Below are 16,241 nucleotides of genomic sequence, written 5' to 3' on the forward strand. Positions count from 1 at the left end.
CAGAGATGAAGCTTCAGTTCAAGTTTCAGCAGTACCAGACCGATGCGGTCGACTCCGTTGTCGACGTGTTCGCCGGTCAACCCAAGCACGATGGCATCTCGTATCGAGTCGACCCCGGACGTCGGCGGCGAACCGGTGAGGAGTCGTTGTACTCCGATTCGGGCCTGCGGAACGCAGAGATCGCATTGACCGGTGCCCAGCTGCTGGAGAACGTCCATAAGGTGCAGCGTTCCCGAAACCTTCCGCTGTCGGCCAAGGTGGAGGACAGCAAGGCGGCACCGGGGGCACCCAATCTGGATGTCGAGATGGAGACTGGTACCGGCAAGACCTACGTCTACATCAAGACGATCATGGAACTGAACAAGCGGTACGGCTGGTCGAAGTTCATCATCGTCGTACCGTCGGTGGCGATCCGTGAGGGCGTGCAGAAATCGTTCGATGTCACCGCCGAGCACTTTCAGCAGCTCTATGGAACGAAGCCGCGGTCGTTCATCTACAACTCGTCGCAACTGCACGAGCTGGAGCGGTTCAGCTCCGATGCCGGTGTGCAGGTGATGATCATCAACATCCAGGCGTTCAACTCGTCCGGCAAGGACAACCGCCGCATCTACGACGTGCTCGACGATTTCCAGTCTCGACGGCCGATCGACGTGATCAAGGCCAACCGGCCGATCGTGATCATCGACGAGCCACAGAAGATCGGCGCGGACAAGTCACTCGTATCTCTGGCCGAGTTCAACGCGCTGATGGTGTTGCGCTACTCGGCCACCCACAAGGTCGAGCACACCAAGGTTCACCGCCTGGACGCCCTCGACGCGTACAACCAGAAGCTGGTCAAGAAGATCGCCGTCCGCGGCATCACCGTCAAGGGACTCGCTGGCTCGACCGCGTACCTGTACGTCGATGCCATCGAGATCGGCAAGGGCGCCAATCCTCGTGCCCGGGTCGAGATTGAAGTTCAGACGAAGACTGGCATCAAGCGCCAGGTCAAGCGTCTCGACAAGGGTGACAACCTGCACGACATCTCCGGCGGCATCGAGGCATACAAGGGCCTGTTCATCACCAACATCGACGCCAACCGTGACGCGCTCGAACTGAGCAACGGTGACGTTGTCATCGCCGGTCAGCTCGCCGACCGGGACGTGACCGAGGAAACCAAGCGGCGCATCCAGATTCGCGAGGTGATCCGGGCTCACCTCGACAAGGAGCGGGAGCTGTTCAGTCGGGGTATCAAGATACTCTCGCTGTTCTTCATCGACGAGGTCGCCAAGTACCGCGACTATGACCGCGAGGACACACTCGGCGACTACGCACGGATCTTCGAGGAAGAGTACGTCGCGATCCGCGACGACGTGCTCGGTGAACTCGCCCTTGACGACTCGACCGCCGCGCACCAGGAGTATCTGCTCCGCGACGACGTCCGTGCCGTGCACGAGGGCTACTTCTCCATTGACAAGAAGACTAAGCGGCAGGTCGACGGCAAGGTCAGTGGACGCGGCGATGACAAGGGCCAGTCCACCGACACCGACGCCTACGATCTGATCCTCAAGAACAAGGAACGACTGCTGTCGTTCGAGGAACCGGTGCGGTTCATCTTCTCGCACTCCGCACTGCGCGAGGGCTGGGACAACCCTAACGTGTTCGTCATGGGGATGCTCAAGAAGAGCGACAACACCGTCTCGCGCCGGCAGGAGATCGGTCGCGGTCTGCGGTTGGCGGTCGACCAGCACGGCGAACGCATGGACAACCCGGTCGTCGTGCACGACATCAACGAACTGACCGTCGTCACCGACGAGTCCTACACCGACTTCGTGACCGGACTCCAGAAGGAGATCGCCGACTCGTTGGCGTCGCGGCCACGCAAGGCGAGTGTCAAGTTCTTCACCGGCAAGACCATCCAGACTCCCAGTGGCGAATCCGTCGTGGAGGAGGCGCTTGCGCAGGCGCTGTACAAATACCTGATCAAGAACGACTACCTCAACGACGACGACACGGTTTCCGAGACGTACAAGCAGGCCAAGGAAACTGGCACCCTCGCCGAACCCACTTCGGAGGTGCTGCGGTCGGTCATCGATTCCGTGTGGCCGCTCGTGGATGCGCTGTATCTCGATGTGAAGGTGATCGGTGAGGACGGCCGCAAGCCGAAGAAGATCCCGCTCAACGAGGCCAACTTCGCTAAGAAGGAGTTCCAGGCACTCTGGCGTCGAATCAACCACAAGGCGGTCTACCAGGTCGAGTTCGACTCGAACGAGTTGATCCGCAAGTGCATTCAGACGCTCGACAGCCATCTCAACGTGGCTGCGATGCAGTATGTCCTCATCGAAGGACTGCAGAAGGACGCCCTCGACGCCGAGGATCTGACCAACACGGCCGGATTCGACCAAACGCGGACACGAACTCACACCGAGACGGTCACCGCCGGCTCACAAGTGAAGTACGACCTGCTCGGCGAGATCACCGAGAAGACGCAACTCACCCGACGTACCGTCGCCGCCATCCTGGGCGGAGTCACGCCGGCGACATTCGCGAAGTTCCGGCTCAACCCGGAACAGTTCATTACCGAGATGGCCCGACTGGTCAACGAGCAGAAGGCCACCGTGATCGTCGAGCATCTGAGCTACGACATGCTGGAAGACCGGTTCGACTCGGCGATTTTTACTGAGAATCAGACCAAGCAGGACTTCACGCAGGCTGGCGACAAGTTGCGCAAGCACGTCTACGACTACGTCGTCACCGACTCCCAGATCGAACAGGACTTCGTCACCGAGATCGACACCAGCAACGAGGTCGCGGTCTACGCGAAACTTCCGCGGGGCTTCTTCATCCCGACTCCGGTCGGTGACTACAACCCCGACTGGGCCATCGCATTCACCGAGGGCAGCGTCAAACACGTGTACTTCGTAGCCGAGACGAAAGGCTCACTGTCGAGCTTGCAGCTCAAGGGGGTCGAGAACGCCAAGATCGAGTGCGCACGCAAGTTCTTCGCGTCGATCAATGCGAAAAACGGGCAGGACGTCACATACGACGTCGTCACCGACTACAGCGAACTGATGCAGCTCGTGACCACGTAGCCGAGAGGATCGGCTGTCTCGCTTCTTCGGCGTGAGACAGCCACCGTCACGGGGTAGCCGGACCTTCCCGGTATCGACGGATTGGACTTCGGCTTACAACACGTTGAAACCCTGTACGGAACCGCCGTTCGGTGTGGAGTGGAAAACCCAACAGCGGGCCGTCGATGAGGAGTACCGAGTCCGTGGTTTCGCCGGCCGATTTGGTCCCGGTCTCCCACGGGTCTCCGACGGTTCGCTGCTGTTCCTCCTGCACCTGATCTCCAAGATGGAGCCGGTGAAGCAGAACGGCGAAGGCGGCTCCCGGCTCGCGATCGTCCTCAACGGCTCCCCGCTGTTCACCGGCGGCGCCGGCTCGGGAGAGTCGAACATCCGCAAGTGGATCATCGAGAACGACCTGCTCGACACGATCATCGCGCTGCCGACCGACATGTTCTACAACACCGGAATCTCGACCTACATTTGGATCCTCGACAACAACAAGCCCGCCGAACGGCAGGACACAGTCCAACTCATCAACGGTGCGGACATGTTCGGGAAGATGCGAAAGTCGCTGGGGTCGAAGCGTAAGTACCTTCGCGATGAGGATATCCAGCAGATCGTGCAGCTCTACGCCGAGCACATCGACGATCCGGGTTCTGACGAGCGAGCGTCGGTGTCGAAGGTGTTCGCCAACGCTGACTTCGGGTATCGCACCATCACCGTCGAGCGCCCACTTCAGTTCGAATTCCGGATCGACGACACCAAGATCGATGCTGTCCTGGCCACAAAGGCTGTCTCGAAACTCGCCGACGACGAGCAGGAAGCGATCCGGAAGTCGCTCACCTACCTCGCGGATTGGGAGTGGTCCAACCGCGATGCCTTCGTCGCTGACCTCAGAGACGCTCTGCGTGACAACGGCTTCGGCAAACCTGGTGCCCCGATTGTGAAAACGGTCTGGTCGACAATCGGCGAGCACTCCGATGCTGGGGACGTCATCACCGACCGCCACGGCAACCCCGAACCCGACCCCGCACTCCGCGACACCGAGAACGTGCCACTCAGCGAGGACGTCGCTGAGTACTTCGAACGCGAAGTGCTGCCGCATGTGCCCGACGCGTGGATCGACCACGACAAGACCAAGATCGGCTACGAGATCCCCTTCACCCGACACTTCTACCGTTACGTGCCGCCGAGGCCTCTCGAGGAGATCCAAAAGGACCTGCGGCAGTTGGTCGGAGAGATTCAGGAGATGCTGAAGGACGTTGGAGCATGAGCGAGACTATTTCACTTCGTCACCTAGTGAGGAATCGCGTAGAGAAGTCGGACGGGGCCCCGCGGCGTTTCATCGGGCTTGAGGCCGTGATGTCGGGTGTGGGGAGGCTGATCTCAGCTGACTTACCGCTTAAGGACGCTTCGGACTCTCTCCTAACACGGCCTGGTGACATTCTCTTCGGCAAGCTGCGCCCTTACCTGTCAAAGACGGTTCATATCGAAGGCGGCGATGTTTCGTGCACAGGGGAATTTCTAGTGCTCGAACCATCTGAGGCTCTGAGTTCTCGATACCTTTACTACCTCACGCTGTCGAAACCTTGGCTCGATACTGCAAATCAGACGTCGTTCGGTTCCAGGATGCCAAGGACGTCGTGGGAGGCGCTCGCGTCTATGCAGATCTCGTGTCCGCCGCGTGACGTGCAGGCGATTTTGGCAGCCTACCTTGACCGCGAGACAGCGAAGATTGATGCGCTGATCGCCAAGCAGGAGCAGTTGATCGCTACCTTGCAGGAAGACCGCATCGCAACTATTACCCACGCGGTGACGCGCGGAATTAGTGTTCACGCGCTACGAAAGTCCGCTGCGGAGTGGCTCGAGAGGATTCCTACGCATTGGAAGGTTATGCCGTTTGTCAGGTGTACGATCGATCGAGTCGATTACCGTGGTGCTACGCCGAGGAAGACTGACTCTGGTGTGCAACTTATCACTGCGAGGAATGTCAAGCAGGGATGGATCGACTACGGAATATCTGAAGAATATGTCGACGATGCAGAGTACGAACAGGTCATGCGTCGCGGAATCCCTCAACTCGGCGATCTTCTGCTAACCATGGAAGCGCCACTCGGAAACGTGGCCCTCGTGGATCGGACGGATATTGCGCTCGCGCAGCGAATTATTAAGTTTCGTATGAACCCAAATGTCATAATTCCTGAATTTACTAGGTATGTGTTGCTCAGTGCCTGGTTTCAGGCACAGTTAATATCACGGGCAACTGGGTCAACGGCGCTGGGGCTGAAGGCCAGCAAGTTGCCTGAGCTGAAGGTAACGGTCCCGCCGGTCGCGGAGCAGAAAGAAATCACCGCCTTCCTGGATGATCGCGAATCGTCGATCGGCCACCTCAAGCGGGCGAGTGAAATCTCCATAGCGACTCTGCGCGAATACCGCGCCGCCCTGATCACCGATGCCGTGACCGGCAAAATCGACGTGCGGGAGACGGTCTGATATGCCGCAGCACCACGAGGTGGTTCTCGAGACCGAGATCTGTGAGTACTTGGCCGAGCGCGGCTGGCTGTACTCGCCGAACGATGCGGGCTACGACCAGCAGTCGGCGCTGTTCCGGGAGGACATCTTCGGATGGCTCGCCGACACCCAACCCCACGAACTCGCGAAACGTATCAAACCCGAACTTACGGGTAGGGCGCGTACGGATGCCGAGGGCAAAGTGCTGGCGACCCTGTCAAAGCGTCTTGATGCGGACTTGAAGTCCGGTGGCGGTACGTTGAACGTTCTGCGTAACGGGTTCAAAGATCTCAACGCCAAGTTCTCGATGTGTCAGTTCAAGCCGAACACCACATTGAACGAGACGACCGCGAAACGCTATGAAGCGGTGCGCCTTCGGGTGATGCGGCAGGTGCACTACTCGTCGAAGAACTCGAATGCCATCGACCTGGTGCTGTTCGTCAACGGAATTCCCGTGGCCACAGTCGAACTCAAGACAAATTACACCGGACAGAGCATCACCGATGCGGTACGGCAGTACAAGAAGGATCGGCCACCGAAGGGTGAGCCGTTGTTGGAGTTCGGTCGGCGGGCGGTGGTGCATTTCGCGGTGTCCAACAGCGAGGTGCAGATGACCACCAAGCTGGCCGGCGACTCGACGTTCTTCCTACCGTTCAATCGGGGCGATCGCGGACATGCCGGCAACCCAGCCAATTCCGATGGCTCACCGGCGGCGTACCTGTGGGAACAGATCTGGGATCGCGATACCTGGCTGGATATCCTTGGGCGGTTCATGCATCTCCAGATCGAGGAGAAGGTCGACCCTTCGGCGGAGCTCAGGGGCGGGGCGCCGTCAAGAAGGTTCGCAAAGAGGCGATGCTGTTCCCTCGGTTCCATCAGTGGGATGCAGTCACCAAGCTGATCTCCGCCGCGAAGACCGAAGGGCCGGGACACAAATACCTTATCCAGCATTCGGCGGGTTCGGGCAAGACGAACTCGATTTCGTGGCTGACACACCGGCTGTCTGTTCTTCACGACGATGACAACAAACCGGTGTTCGACGCGGTGCTCGTGATCACGGACCGCACCGTCCTGGACTCGCAGCTGCAGGAGGCGATCCGTCAGATCGACGACACGCCTGGGATGGTTGCGCATATCGATTCCTTGGGTGGGTCGAAGTCGGGCAAGTTGGCCGAGGCGCTGGAATCGGGGACGAAGATCATCATCGTCACTATTCAGACGTTCCCCTACGCGCTCGATCTGATCCGGACTGGTCGAGGGTTGCAGGGCAAGTCATTCGCGGTTATCGCCGACGAGGCGCACTCGTCGCAGGCGGGGGAGGCGTCCAAGCAGCTCAAAAGGGTACTTGCTGCACCTGAACTCGATGACCTGGCTGACGGCGGCACCTACGACACCGAGGACGTCCTTGCGGCGGAAATGACTGCGCGCGCCGCAGCGAGCAATGTCTCGTTCTTCGAGTTCACTGCCACCCCGAAGGCGAAGACCTTGGAACTGTTCGGGCGTCGGCCTTCGCCCGACGTTCCGCCCGAGCCGTTCCATCTGTACTCGATGCAGCAGGCGATCGAAGAGGGTTTCATCCTCGATGTGCTCCAGAACTACACGCCGTACAAGACGGCATTTCGACTGTCGCACAACGGGCACAGCTACACCACCGAGGACACCGATACCGGCACCGTCGTCGTCGATTCCGATCCAGGCGCGGACTCGCAGTTGGTGGACAAGCGTGAGGCCATCAAGTCGGTCATGAACTGGGTGCGGCTGCATCCGACGAACATCGCGCAAAAGGTGCAGATCATTGTCGAGCACTTCCGCACCAATGTGGCTTGGCGTCTCGAGGGCCGGGCCAAGGCAATGGTGGTGACCAGCTCCCGATTGGCCGCGGTGCGCTACAAGATCGCGTTCGACAAGTATGTCGCCGAGCACGGTTACACCGATGTGGCGGCGTTGGTGGCGTTCTCGGGTGAGATCACCGATGACCAGAACGGTCTGGAGAAGGTCACCGAGACCAGCACGGTGATCAACCCCGGTCTCAAGGGTCGCGATCTGCGCGATGCCTTCGCCACCGACGAGTACCAGGTGATGCTGGTGGCCAACAAGTTTCAGACCGGTTTCGACCAGCCATTGTTGGTGGCGATGTATGTCGACAAACGGCTCTCCGGCGTGCAGGCCGTACAAACTCTTTCGCGGCTCAACCGCACCGCCCCCGGCAAGGACCAGACGTTTGTCATCGACTTCGCGAACGCTGCCGACGATGTCGTCGACGCGTTCGAGCCCTACTACGAGGCCACGACGCTGTCCGACGTCACTGACCCGAATATCGTGCATGCCTCGATGGCCAAGCTCGACACCGCCGGGATCTACCAGTGGGCCGAGGTCAACGGCCTGGCCGCCGACTTTGTCGCGAACAAGGGCAACAACGCCCTCACCAAGTGGATAACGCCGGCCCAGCACCGATTCCGTGATCGTGAACGCGAGGCTGTCGACAACGGTGACACGGCCGGAGCCGACGAGCTCGACATGTTCCGCAAGGACGTGGGCACATTCCTTCGCCAGTACGACTTTCTGTCTCAGCTATTCGACTATGAAGACCCCGACCTGGAAAAGCTGTCGATCTACCTGCGCTACCTGGCTCCGGTCATCCGACGCGAAAACGTACAGCACGCCATCGACCTCTCCGGCGTGGACTTCGAGTACCTGCGGCAAAACCAACAAGCCACAAGCAGTGCAACCCTCGCGGGGTTGCGCAGCTGCCGCCGGCGGGTGAAGGTGGTGGCAGCGGTATCGTGCGTGACCCTGATCTTGTCGAACTCGAGGAGGTCATCGCCACCATCAACGATCTCTTCGAGGGAGGTCACACGGATGCCGACGTCCGAGGTGTCATTTCGCATCTGCGTGACAAGCTCGAGGAGAGCGAGAACTTGAAGATGCAGGCGCGCAACAACTCCCAATCCCAGTTCGAGGCGAGCCCCGACATCGACATCGAGTTCAACGGAGCCGTCATCGAGGCTATGGACGCGCACGCCGACCTCTCCACCCAGATTCTGAACAACGCAGTGATCCGAGACAAGTTGGTGTCGGAGCTTGTTCCCGCCATCTACCGACGCTTGAGGGCAGAGTCGGCGTAACCAGCGCCAATCTACGTGTACTGGAACGAAAGGAACATCGATTTATGGGGTTTCAGACACCGCTTTATGAGCTCAGCGAGTACTTGAAGTGGGCGCAGTCGGGGAAGATCCAGTTGCCCGACTTCCAGCGTGGTTACAAGTGGGAAGACGAGCGGATTCGTCAGCTACTCGTGACCGTGTTGCGGAGGCATCCGCTAGGAGTGGTGATGCTGCTGGACACAGGCAACGATCAGATCCGCTTCAAGCCTCGCCCAATTGAGGGATCGGATGTGTCTCCCGGCACGAAGGCCGAATTGCTGTTGCTCGATGGTCAGCAGCGGCTGACATCGCTGACGCAGGCGCTCACCGGCGACGGCATTGTGCACACGATGGACAGCCGCGGTAAGCGGATGGACCGCCGCTACTTCATCGATATGCGCATGGCCGTGGAGGGTGAGGACCGAATTGACGAGGCGGTGCTGTCGCTGCCCGGTGACGGTGTTGAGCGGACGAATTTCGGGAAAGACATCGTTCGTGACGTCTCAACACCCGAGAAGCAGCGAGCAGCAGGTCTGTTCCCGGTGAACCTGATCTTCGGGGATGCGATGACGTGGCTCTTGACCGACATGAAGGACATCGACCTCGTGAAGGCGTTCAACGACAAAGTCATCAAACCGACCGGTACATACAATATTCCGGCGATCAGGCTCGACAAGGACACCAGCAAGAGCGCCGTGGCGACGGTGTTCGAGAAGGTAAATGTCGGTGGCCTTCCCCTCAATGTATTCGAACTGTTGACCGCGACGTTTGCCGGAGACGCGGCCTACTACGAGGCCCATGGCACCGACTTTCGGCTCAACGATGACTGGAAGGAGACGCAGGCGAAGTTCGCAGCCTATCCGGTACTCGCGGGCATCGAGAATACCGACTTTCTGCAGGCTGTAACGCTCCTCACCACCCGCAAGCGCAACCTTGCACACATCGGCCCTCGCCCGCCTGCCGTATCCGCGAAGCGCGAAGACGTATTGAAGCTGACGCTCAAGGACTACTTGGAGTGGGTCGGTCCGTTACGGGAAGCCTTCATCTGGGCGTCGGACTTTCTGGCTGACCGCCATGTGTTCGACACCAAGTTTCTACCGTATCCGAAGCAGCTCGTACCGCTCGCTGCCATCCGAGTGGTTATGGGTCACGACGCCGATCTTCTCGGACCCCGCGGGAAGCTGGTGCGGTGGTTCTGGTGTGGCATCTTGGGTGAGCTATACGGCGGTGCGATCGAGACACGGTTCGTTCGCGACCTTGAGCAAGTGCCGGAATGGGCGACTGGCGAGGCCGGATCAGTCACGCCCAATACTGTCAACGACGCCACGTTCGTCGAGTCGAGGCTCCACTCCCTTAGGACGCGTAACGCGGCCGCCTACAAGGGAATTTACGCTCTACTGCTCGGCAACGGGGCTCGGGACTGGATGGAGGACAAGGCTCTCGACAAAGTGCAGTACGTGAGCCTTGCGGTCGACATTCATCACATCTTCCCGAAGAAATGGTGCGAGAGCCAGTCGATCGATGACGAACGCCGGGAGAGCATCGTAAACAAGACGGCGATTTCTGCGGTGACCAACCGCACGATCGGCGGCGCGGCGCCATCCAGTTACCTATCCAAGATCGAGCAGAAGGCGCAGATCGACGCAAGTAAGATCGACGGTCTGCTCGAGGCGCACCTCGTTCCCTCTCAGTCACTCCGGACCGATGACTTCGATGCGTTCTTCGTCGAGCGGCGGAAACGTCTGTGCGACCTGGTTGAGGAAGCGATGGGTAAGGCAGTTCCACGAGACGTAGGTCATGGCGCTGCAGAAGACTCGACCCAGTTCGAGATTGCCGAGATCGAAGAACTCCCGGACGAGGCTGACTAGGTCAAGTCCAGCCGTAGATGCGTCAGCCGTCTTGCAGGGTGATCTGCCCCTACTCGCTGCGCTGCCGGAGGCGGCGCAGCGAGTAGGGGGTTGAGCCGGTGGTCCGACAGGAAGACAGCGCCCGTGCGTAGGGCCAGCTGCGATCCACGCGGGTTCGAGCCGCATTTGCGGTACCCGGTGCTGTTGTCAGACCTCTGGTGCATTCTGTGTGGACCAATACGTCTCGGCTCGAGGCGGCTCGGTGGAAGGAAGCGGAGGCGAAGTGTCGGCGACAATGCCGGAGTGTGGGGCGACCGCCTTTGGAGTCGGAAAACGGGTTGGTGAATGACTTCGAACCGACGTCCTTGCAGGACGCCGTCAGCGGTGCGATTGAACGAGGTCGCGCGGAGTTGTCCCTGTTGGATGACGTCGTAGACAGCCTGGTGGCCGCGTTCGCTAAGACCGTGGACGAAAGCGCGGATAACGCGGGCGAGCAGCCTCCGTTGATCCGACAGCTCGAAGACATCGTACGGGGGACAACCCGTGAGCTGCGAACACACCTCGACCGCGAAAGGGACGCGCTCGGAACGTTCAACATCGCGTTCTTCGGCCGCACCGGAGTGGGCAAGAGCACTCTCCTGTCGGCATTCGGCGAACTCGACGGCAGTTATGTATCGCCCGGAGCGAGTGACTGGACGACCGACGTCCGGCACATCGAGTGGCGCGGTTGCCGGCTCTACGACACTCCCGGGATCAACGGTTGGGGCAGGACCGAAAGCCGTGATGACCTCGAGATGAGGGCACGTAGAGCGGTGGAAATCGCCGACATCGTGCTCCTGTGCTTCGACAACCAAAACCAACAAGCCATGGAGTTCGCGAAGATCGCCGACCGGGTCCGCGACTATGGGAAGCCGGTTGCGGCAGTGCTCAACGTTCGCAATCCCCGATGGCGGGACACGATCAAGGTTCCAAAAAGCGGACGGAAGAACCTGTCCGAATCTGTTCGCCAGCACGCTGACAACATTCGAACCGAGCTCGCGAACATCGGGCTGCCGGACACCCCGGTCGTCGCGGTGCACAGTCGGCGTGCCCACTTCGCACGGGCAGCCACACCTTTCCACGGCCCGGGCCGAGAAGAATTTCTTCACGTACGAGAGGAGTTCGGGACCGAGTCGCTCACGCGCTGGTCGAACTTCGAGACTCTGGAACGGTTGATCACCGCGGCGATCGTAGAGGGCGCCGCGGACTTGCGTCTCAACGCGCTCCGCGAGGATGTCCGGGCGCGCTACAAACGGCCGGCCCAAGAATTGAGCCGGCTGGCGGGTGCGATCGAGAAACAAGCAGATGCGCTCGATCGCGAGATCGAATCCCTGTTCGCGATCCTCGGGTATCCGGAGGGTGAGGAACGGGAAAAATGGCTGCAGCCCGCGGAGGTGGATCTTGTCGCAGCTGCGGAGGCGACCAGGGGCCGCCCGTACACGTCCCCGGCCAAGGGCTCGTTAGATCGCTACGTCCGGTACCTCAGCACCTCTCATCTGGCGCAGTGTCGCCGGAAGGCGCGAACCGCAGCAGATGAGCTGATTGAGAATGCGTTTAGCGACCATCGAACCATCGATGAGGCGGAGTTCACTAAGGCGGTGTTCGACGAATCTGCGATCCGAACGGCCATCGACACCGTGTGGACCGACCGGCAGACATTCCTCGAGCGCGAAATCGACATGGCGACAGGCCAGCAGTCTGTGCTGGACCATTCTGCGACCGCGCGTGCCGCTGCCATCCGAGGTTCGGACGGCAGCGGGGCGGCGGGCAAGTTCGTCCAAGGTGGGGGCATTGCCGTCGGTCTCGGTGCGCTCGCGGTTCCGGTTGCGATCGCGAACTTCTGGAATCCCGCTGGCTGGGTCGCCGGGGTGGCTGTCGCTGGCGTCGGAGTCGCAGGTCAGCTTCAGCAGCGTTTCGGTAAACGTCTGAGTGAACGGTCTGAAGAAGCCGCGCGCAAAGCGCGAGTCGAGGCAATCGCGAATAGCCACCGCGCGGTGAACCAGACCTTCGATGAGTACGAGGATCTCGTTGTCCGTGGGAGTCGTGAAGCAGCGTGGGTACTCGTGTCGGAGTCGGCCATCGAACTGCTCACACAAACAGTCCTTCTCCGAAGGGCACGTGACCGGGTCGGAAAGTTAATTGACGCGCTGAACGTCGGCGCTAACTCGATCGGGGCTTCTCGTGCGCCGCAAAACGTCCTCATTCGCGCGCAGGAGCAACTCGCCGATACACGCACCGGCTTGACTCGAGTTCTGTTGGGAGAGGACTGGCTCGACAGCGCTGATTCCTCAGGGCACGTCTCACAAGTGGACCCCGGCACACGAGTCATCTATGCGGAGCGGCACGAATCAGACAAACGCAGGTTGTGCGACGCGATCATCCAACTGTGGGCGGCACCGCCGACCGAGAGCATCAGAGCTTGGCGGGATGAGGTCGAAGCGGAGGCGCTGAGGGACCCCGGCCTTCTTGAAGTGACACAGTCATTTTCGGGTGTGGCCCGCGCGAAACCCGTCCTGTCTGTCTTCGGTGACTACAACTCAGGTAAGTCGTCATTGATCCGCCGCATACTTCTCGAGAACGATGTGCATGCGACCGAATCGATCGACATTCGCGCGGTCCCCGCAACCGAAGTGTCCGACCGATACGAGCTGCCACGGTTCGACCTCGTCGACACGCCTGGATTGCAGGGCGGAGATCCCGGGCATGCGCAGCACGCGGTCCAGTCGGCTGTCGAGTCGGCACTCGTCTTCGTTGTCGTCCATATCAACCTCCTCGTCGGTGACACCGAGATCTTGGAGCAACTTGCGCGTGGTTCGTCAGAACACGCTGCCAAAGGCGACCGGATGATCTTTCTCATCAACCGCTGTGACGAGCTGGGTGCGGACCCGCTGAAGACGCCCGACACCTTTCTCAATCTGGCGCAGCGGAAACGCGAGGAGCTGTGCGCGGCTCTCGCGCGGCGCTCCATCGACGTCGGGGTCGACCGTGTACATGTCCTGTCGGGAGATCCTTATGGATTTGCGGGCGGAGACCACGAACTCGACAAGCATGATTTCGACGGGAACAGAGCTTGGGACGGTGTCGGTGCATTGATCGAGGCCATCGCGGAGTTGCCTGAAGACGTCGTGTCTTCGGCCAAAGTGGCCGCTGCTTTCGACACCGCTGTTACGGCGCTGAAGCGCCAGATGCGTGATCTTCATCGTCAGCGGGACAAAGCCAACGCTGACATTCATCGACTCGAACCACTGTTGGGTGCTGTGCGGGCAGCCCATACGGATGCGTCGATCATTTCGGATTCTCTCCGCGAGCGAGCTCACAGGATCGTCCAGCGTCTTGCATCGGACGCGAAGTCAAGAGTCCACGGGATCGACCGAAAGGATAACGCCAAACTGAAGGACCTCGTCGAAAGTTGGTGGCGGGAGCCACAAGTCGAAACGGAGTTGGAGCGGTACCTTGATGAGGCGGCGAAGACGATCGACGAATGGCGCGGTGAGCACGAGTCGGCCATCGGACGCGAGAGTCGTTCAGCCCAGTTCGAGGTGATGACCGGTGACGGCGTCGGCTTCCAGACCGCCGACCGCGACTGGCTCGACGACATGGCCGAGGGTGTGGGCGAGACGGCCGGAAACCTCGCGCCGCTGGTGAAAGCCTTTGGTAGCCGCGACGCGGTCTACCAGATCGGTAAGCAACTCGGCCACAAGTTCAAACCCTGGGGCGCGGTGAAGGGCGGAGTAAAGGTGGCGAGGGCCGGTGCTGTCCTAGCGGTCGTTGCCGCCGCGGCCGATGCCACGGCGATGGCGAATGATGCGCGCAAGGCTAACGAACACCAGAATCAGCTGGCGCTTGCCATGGAGATGATCGACAAGCGCGCTGAAGAACTAGTGGCCGGCATCGTGGACGGTGGCGAGGAACCCGGTCCCGTCCGATTCCTCGTTGAGCGAATGGCAGAGCTCGACGCGCTACTTGACGAGCATCTCCAGCGCACCAGTGTGTCTCAGAACCTTGTGGGTTCTGCGTCCGTCCGAGCGCGCAGAGTGGAGGCGTTACTGGACTCCGCGGAAGAACTGACCGGCACAGAAAGTAGGCGTGCGTGAACCAGATCGACATCACCGCAGTGCGAAAGTGGCTAGAGCACATCCCCGGTGGCTCGCTGGCCGAGCGGTATGAGACAGAGTGGACCGCGTTCGAGCGACTGGATCGTCCGGTGGTGACTCTCTTCGGCGCGTATGACACGGGTAAGAGTTCGCTCCTGCGTCGTCTGCTCATCGATGCGGGAGCCCAAGTTCCCGAATGGCTGACGATTAGCGCGCGCCACGAGACTTTCGAAGTGAACAACGTGGAACTCGGCGGTTGTATCGCACGAGACACGCCGGGATTCGTGGTCGGCGCGTCTGATATTCGCGCCCAGAACAACTCCGAACGTGCGCTGGCAGCAGTGGGATTGACCGACATCGGGGTTGCAGTTCTGACACCGCAACTGGCCACCGCTGAGCGCGATGTCCTTCGGGAGGTCGCTTCCGCTGGATGGCCAAAGGGTGCTCTGTGGTTCGTCATCTCGCGTTTCGACGAGGCTGGCGCGAATCCTGAGTACGACGTCGATGGGTACCGTGAGCTCGGTGATCGCAAGGTGCGTGAACTTCTCGACGTGTTCGATCAGGTGGATCGTGAGCGTGTGTACGTCGTGGCCCAAGACCCTTTCCAGACAGCGGGTCCCGACCTCGACGTGGATCGCGAGGAATGGGATGCCTATCGAGACTGGGATGGTATGCGCGAACTGGCTAACGCGCTCGAGCAGATCCCGGCGGCGTCGCTACCGGAGCTCCGACGCGCAGCAGGTCAGCGGTACTGGAAAGCGGTTGTCTCTGAGGTTCTTCGGGAGTTGCACGGTCGGCTGGCCGAGTTCACGGCCAGTGCCGAGGTCGCGTCGCATGGCGTGGCACGACGCAACGGTTGGTTGAGTGAGCTCGAAGTCCTGGACCGAGCAGCGCGCGCGGACCTTAATGGGCTCGTAGAGGAGGTCTTTCATCGGTCACGGACAGCGCAGGACCGTTCGTCTGAAGATCTACTGCGCGAGATCGAGATCGCCCTTGATCGTTGGTTCACGAAGCATGAAGCACGACTCCAGAGACTGAAACAGTCGATCGGCAAGGCGGGCGATCGGGATCGTGCCATGCCTTCGTGGGATGGCTTTGCCTCGCTTGTCGCTTCGATCGACTCGGCGCCGACTGTCGATCCGAACAGTGGATACTCGCGTCACGTAGAAGACCTGGGGCCGATGTTGATCGCCTTGCTGAAGGCGACGCAGGGTGTCCAAGAGAAAGCCTCTTCTGCAAAGGGTTCCAACCACATTGCGCAAGGTGTTGCCATCGCGGAAGCGGCCTTTCCCGTCGCACTGTACATAGCGAAGATCGTGGATGACCGGAATGCCGCCATGTCGGGTGGCCAGGGTGCAGCTGCCTCCAGCCTGACGGAAGCGGTGAGTGAATGTACGCGTCAGGCACTCGATGCGTGGGCCCCGTTCGTCGAAGACGTAAGGGCATTGATCGACGCTGAGTCGGGTGAGCAGGTGGCGCTCGACGAGAGTCTGCGACGGATCGTCCAAGACTTGGATACAGCGGTACAGGAGGGAAGTAACCTCTGATCGCCCCATC

At 60.4% G+C, this 16,241-nt stretch carries 9 protein-coding genes; all 9 read left to right on the forward strand.

The features are described from left to right. Positions 1-5: 5 nt before the first annotated feature. Positions 6-3,071, forward strand: a complete 3,066-nt coding sequence (locus MVF96_RS04850) for a type III restriction-modification system endonuclease (protein ID WP_247451485.1) — start codon at positions 6-8, stop codon at positions 3,069-3,071. 31 nt (positions 3,072-3,102) lie between these two features. Continuing rightward, a complete protein-coding gene (locus MVF96_RS04855; RefSeq protein ID WP_418930418.1) occupies positions 3,103-4,323 on the forward strand; it encodes an N-6 DNA methylase in 1,221 nt (406 codons plus the stop codon). Further along, complete coding sequence (locus tag MVF96_RS04860) at positions 4,320-5,543, forward strand: restriction endonuclease subunit S (RefSeq protein WP_247451487.1); 1,224 nt, start codon at positions 4,320-4,322, stop codon at positions 5,541-5,543. Before MVF96_RS04855 ends, MVF96_RS04860 begins: the two co-directional genes overlap by 4 nt. A 1-nt stretch (position 5,544) precedes the next feature. Continuing rightward, positions 5,545-6,462, forward strand: a complete 918-nt coding sequence (locus tag MVF96_RS04865; RefSeq protein WP_247451488.1) for a type I restriction endonuclease — start codon at positions 5,545-5,547, stop codon at positions 6,460-6,462. Beyond that, entirely contained in the window at positions 6,417-8,483 is a 2,067-nt protein-coding gene (locus MVF96_RS04870) for a type I restriction endonuclease subunit R (protein ID WP_247451490.1), read from the forward strand. Before MVF96_RS04865 ends, MVF96_RS04870 begins: the two co-directional genes overlap by 46 nt. After that, positions 8,480-8,686, forward strand: coding sequence for a hypothetical protein (locus MVF96_RS04875; protein ID WP_247451492.1), 207 nt, complete (start codon positions 8,480-8,482; stop codon positions 8,684-8,686). Before MVF96_RS04870 ends, MVF96_RS04875 begins: the two co-directional genes overlap by 4 nt. Positions 8,687-8,730: 44 nt before the next feature. Continuing rightward, positions 8,731-10,572 (forward strand): DUF262 domain-containing protein, encoded by a 1,842-nt coding sequence (locus tag MVF96_RS04880; protein WP_247451493.1) that lies wholly within the window; start codon positions 8,731-8,733, stop codon positions 10,570-10,572. Between the two features lie 320 nt (positions 10,573-10,892). Continuing rightward, positions 10,893-14,684 (forward strand): GTPase, encoded by a 3,792-nt coding sequence (locus MVF96_RS04885; RefSeq protein ID WP_247451494.1) that lies wholly within the window; start codon positions 10,893-10,895, stop codon positions 14,682-14,684. Further along, positions 14,681-16,231 (forward strand): GTPase domain-containing protein, encoded by a 1,551-nt coding sequence (locus MVF96_RS04890; protein WP_247451496.1) that lies wholly within the window; start codon positions 14,681-14,683, stop codon positions 16,229-16,231. The genes MVF96_RS04885 and MVF96_RS04890 overlap by 4 nt, the downstream gene beginning before the upstream one ends. Positions 16,232-16,241 lie beyond the last annotated feature (10 nt).

This window comes from Gordonia hongkongensis (genome assembly GCF_023078355.1).
In the GTDB taxonomy this organism is placed as follows: Bacteria; Actinomycetota; Actinomycetes; order Mycobacteriales; family Mycobacteriaceae; genus Gordonia; species Gordonia hongkongensis.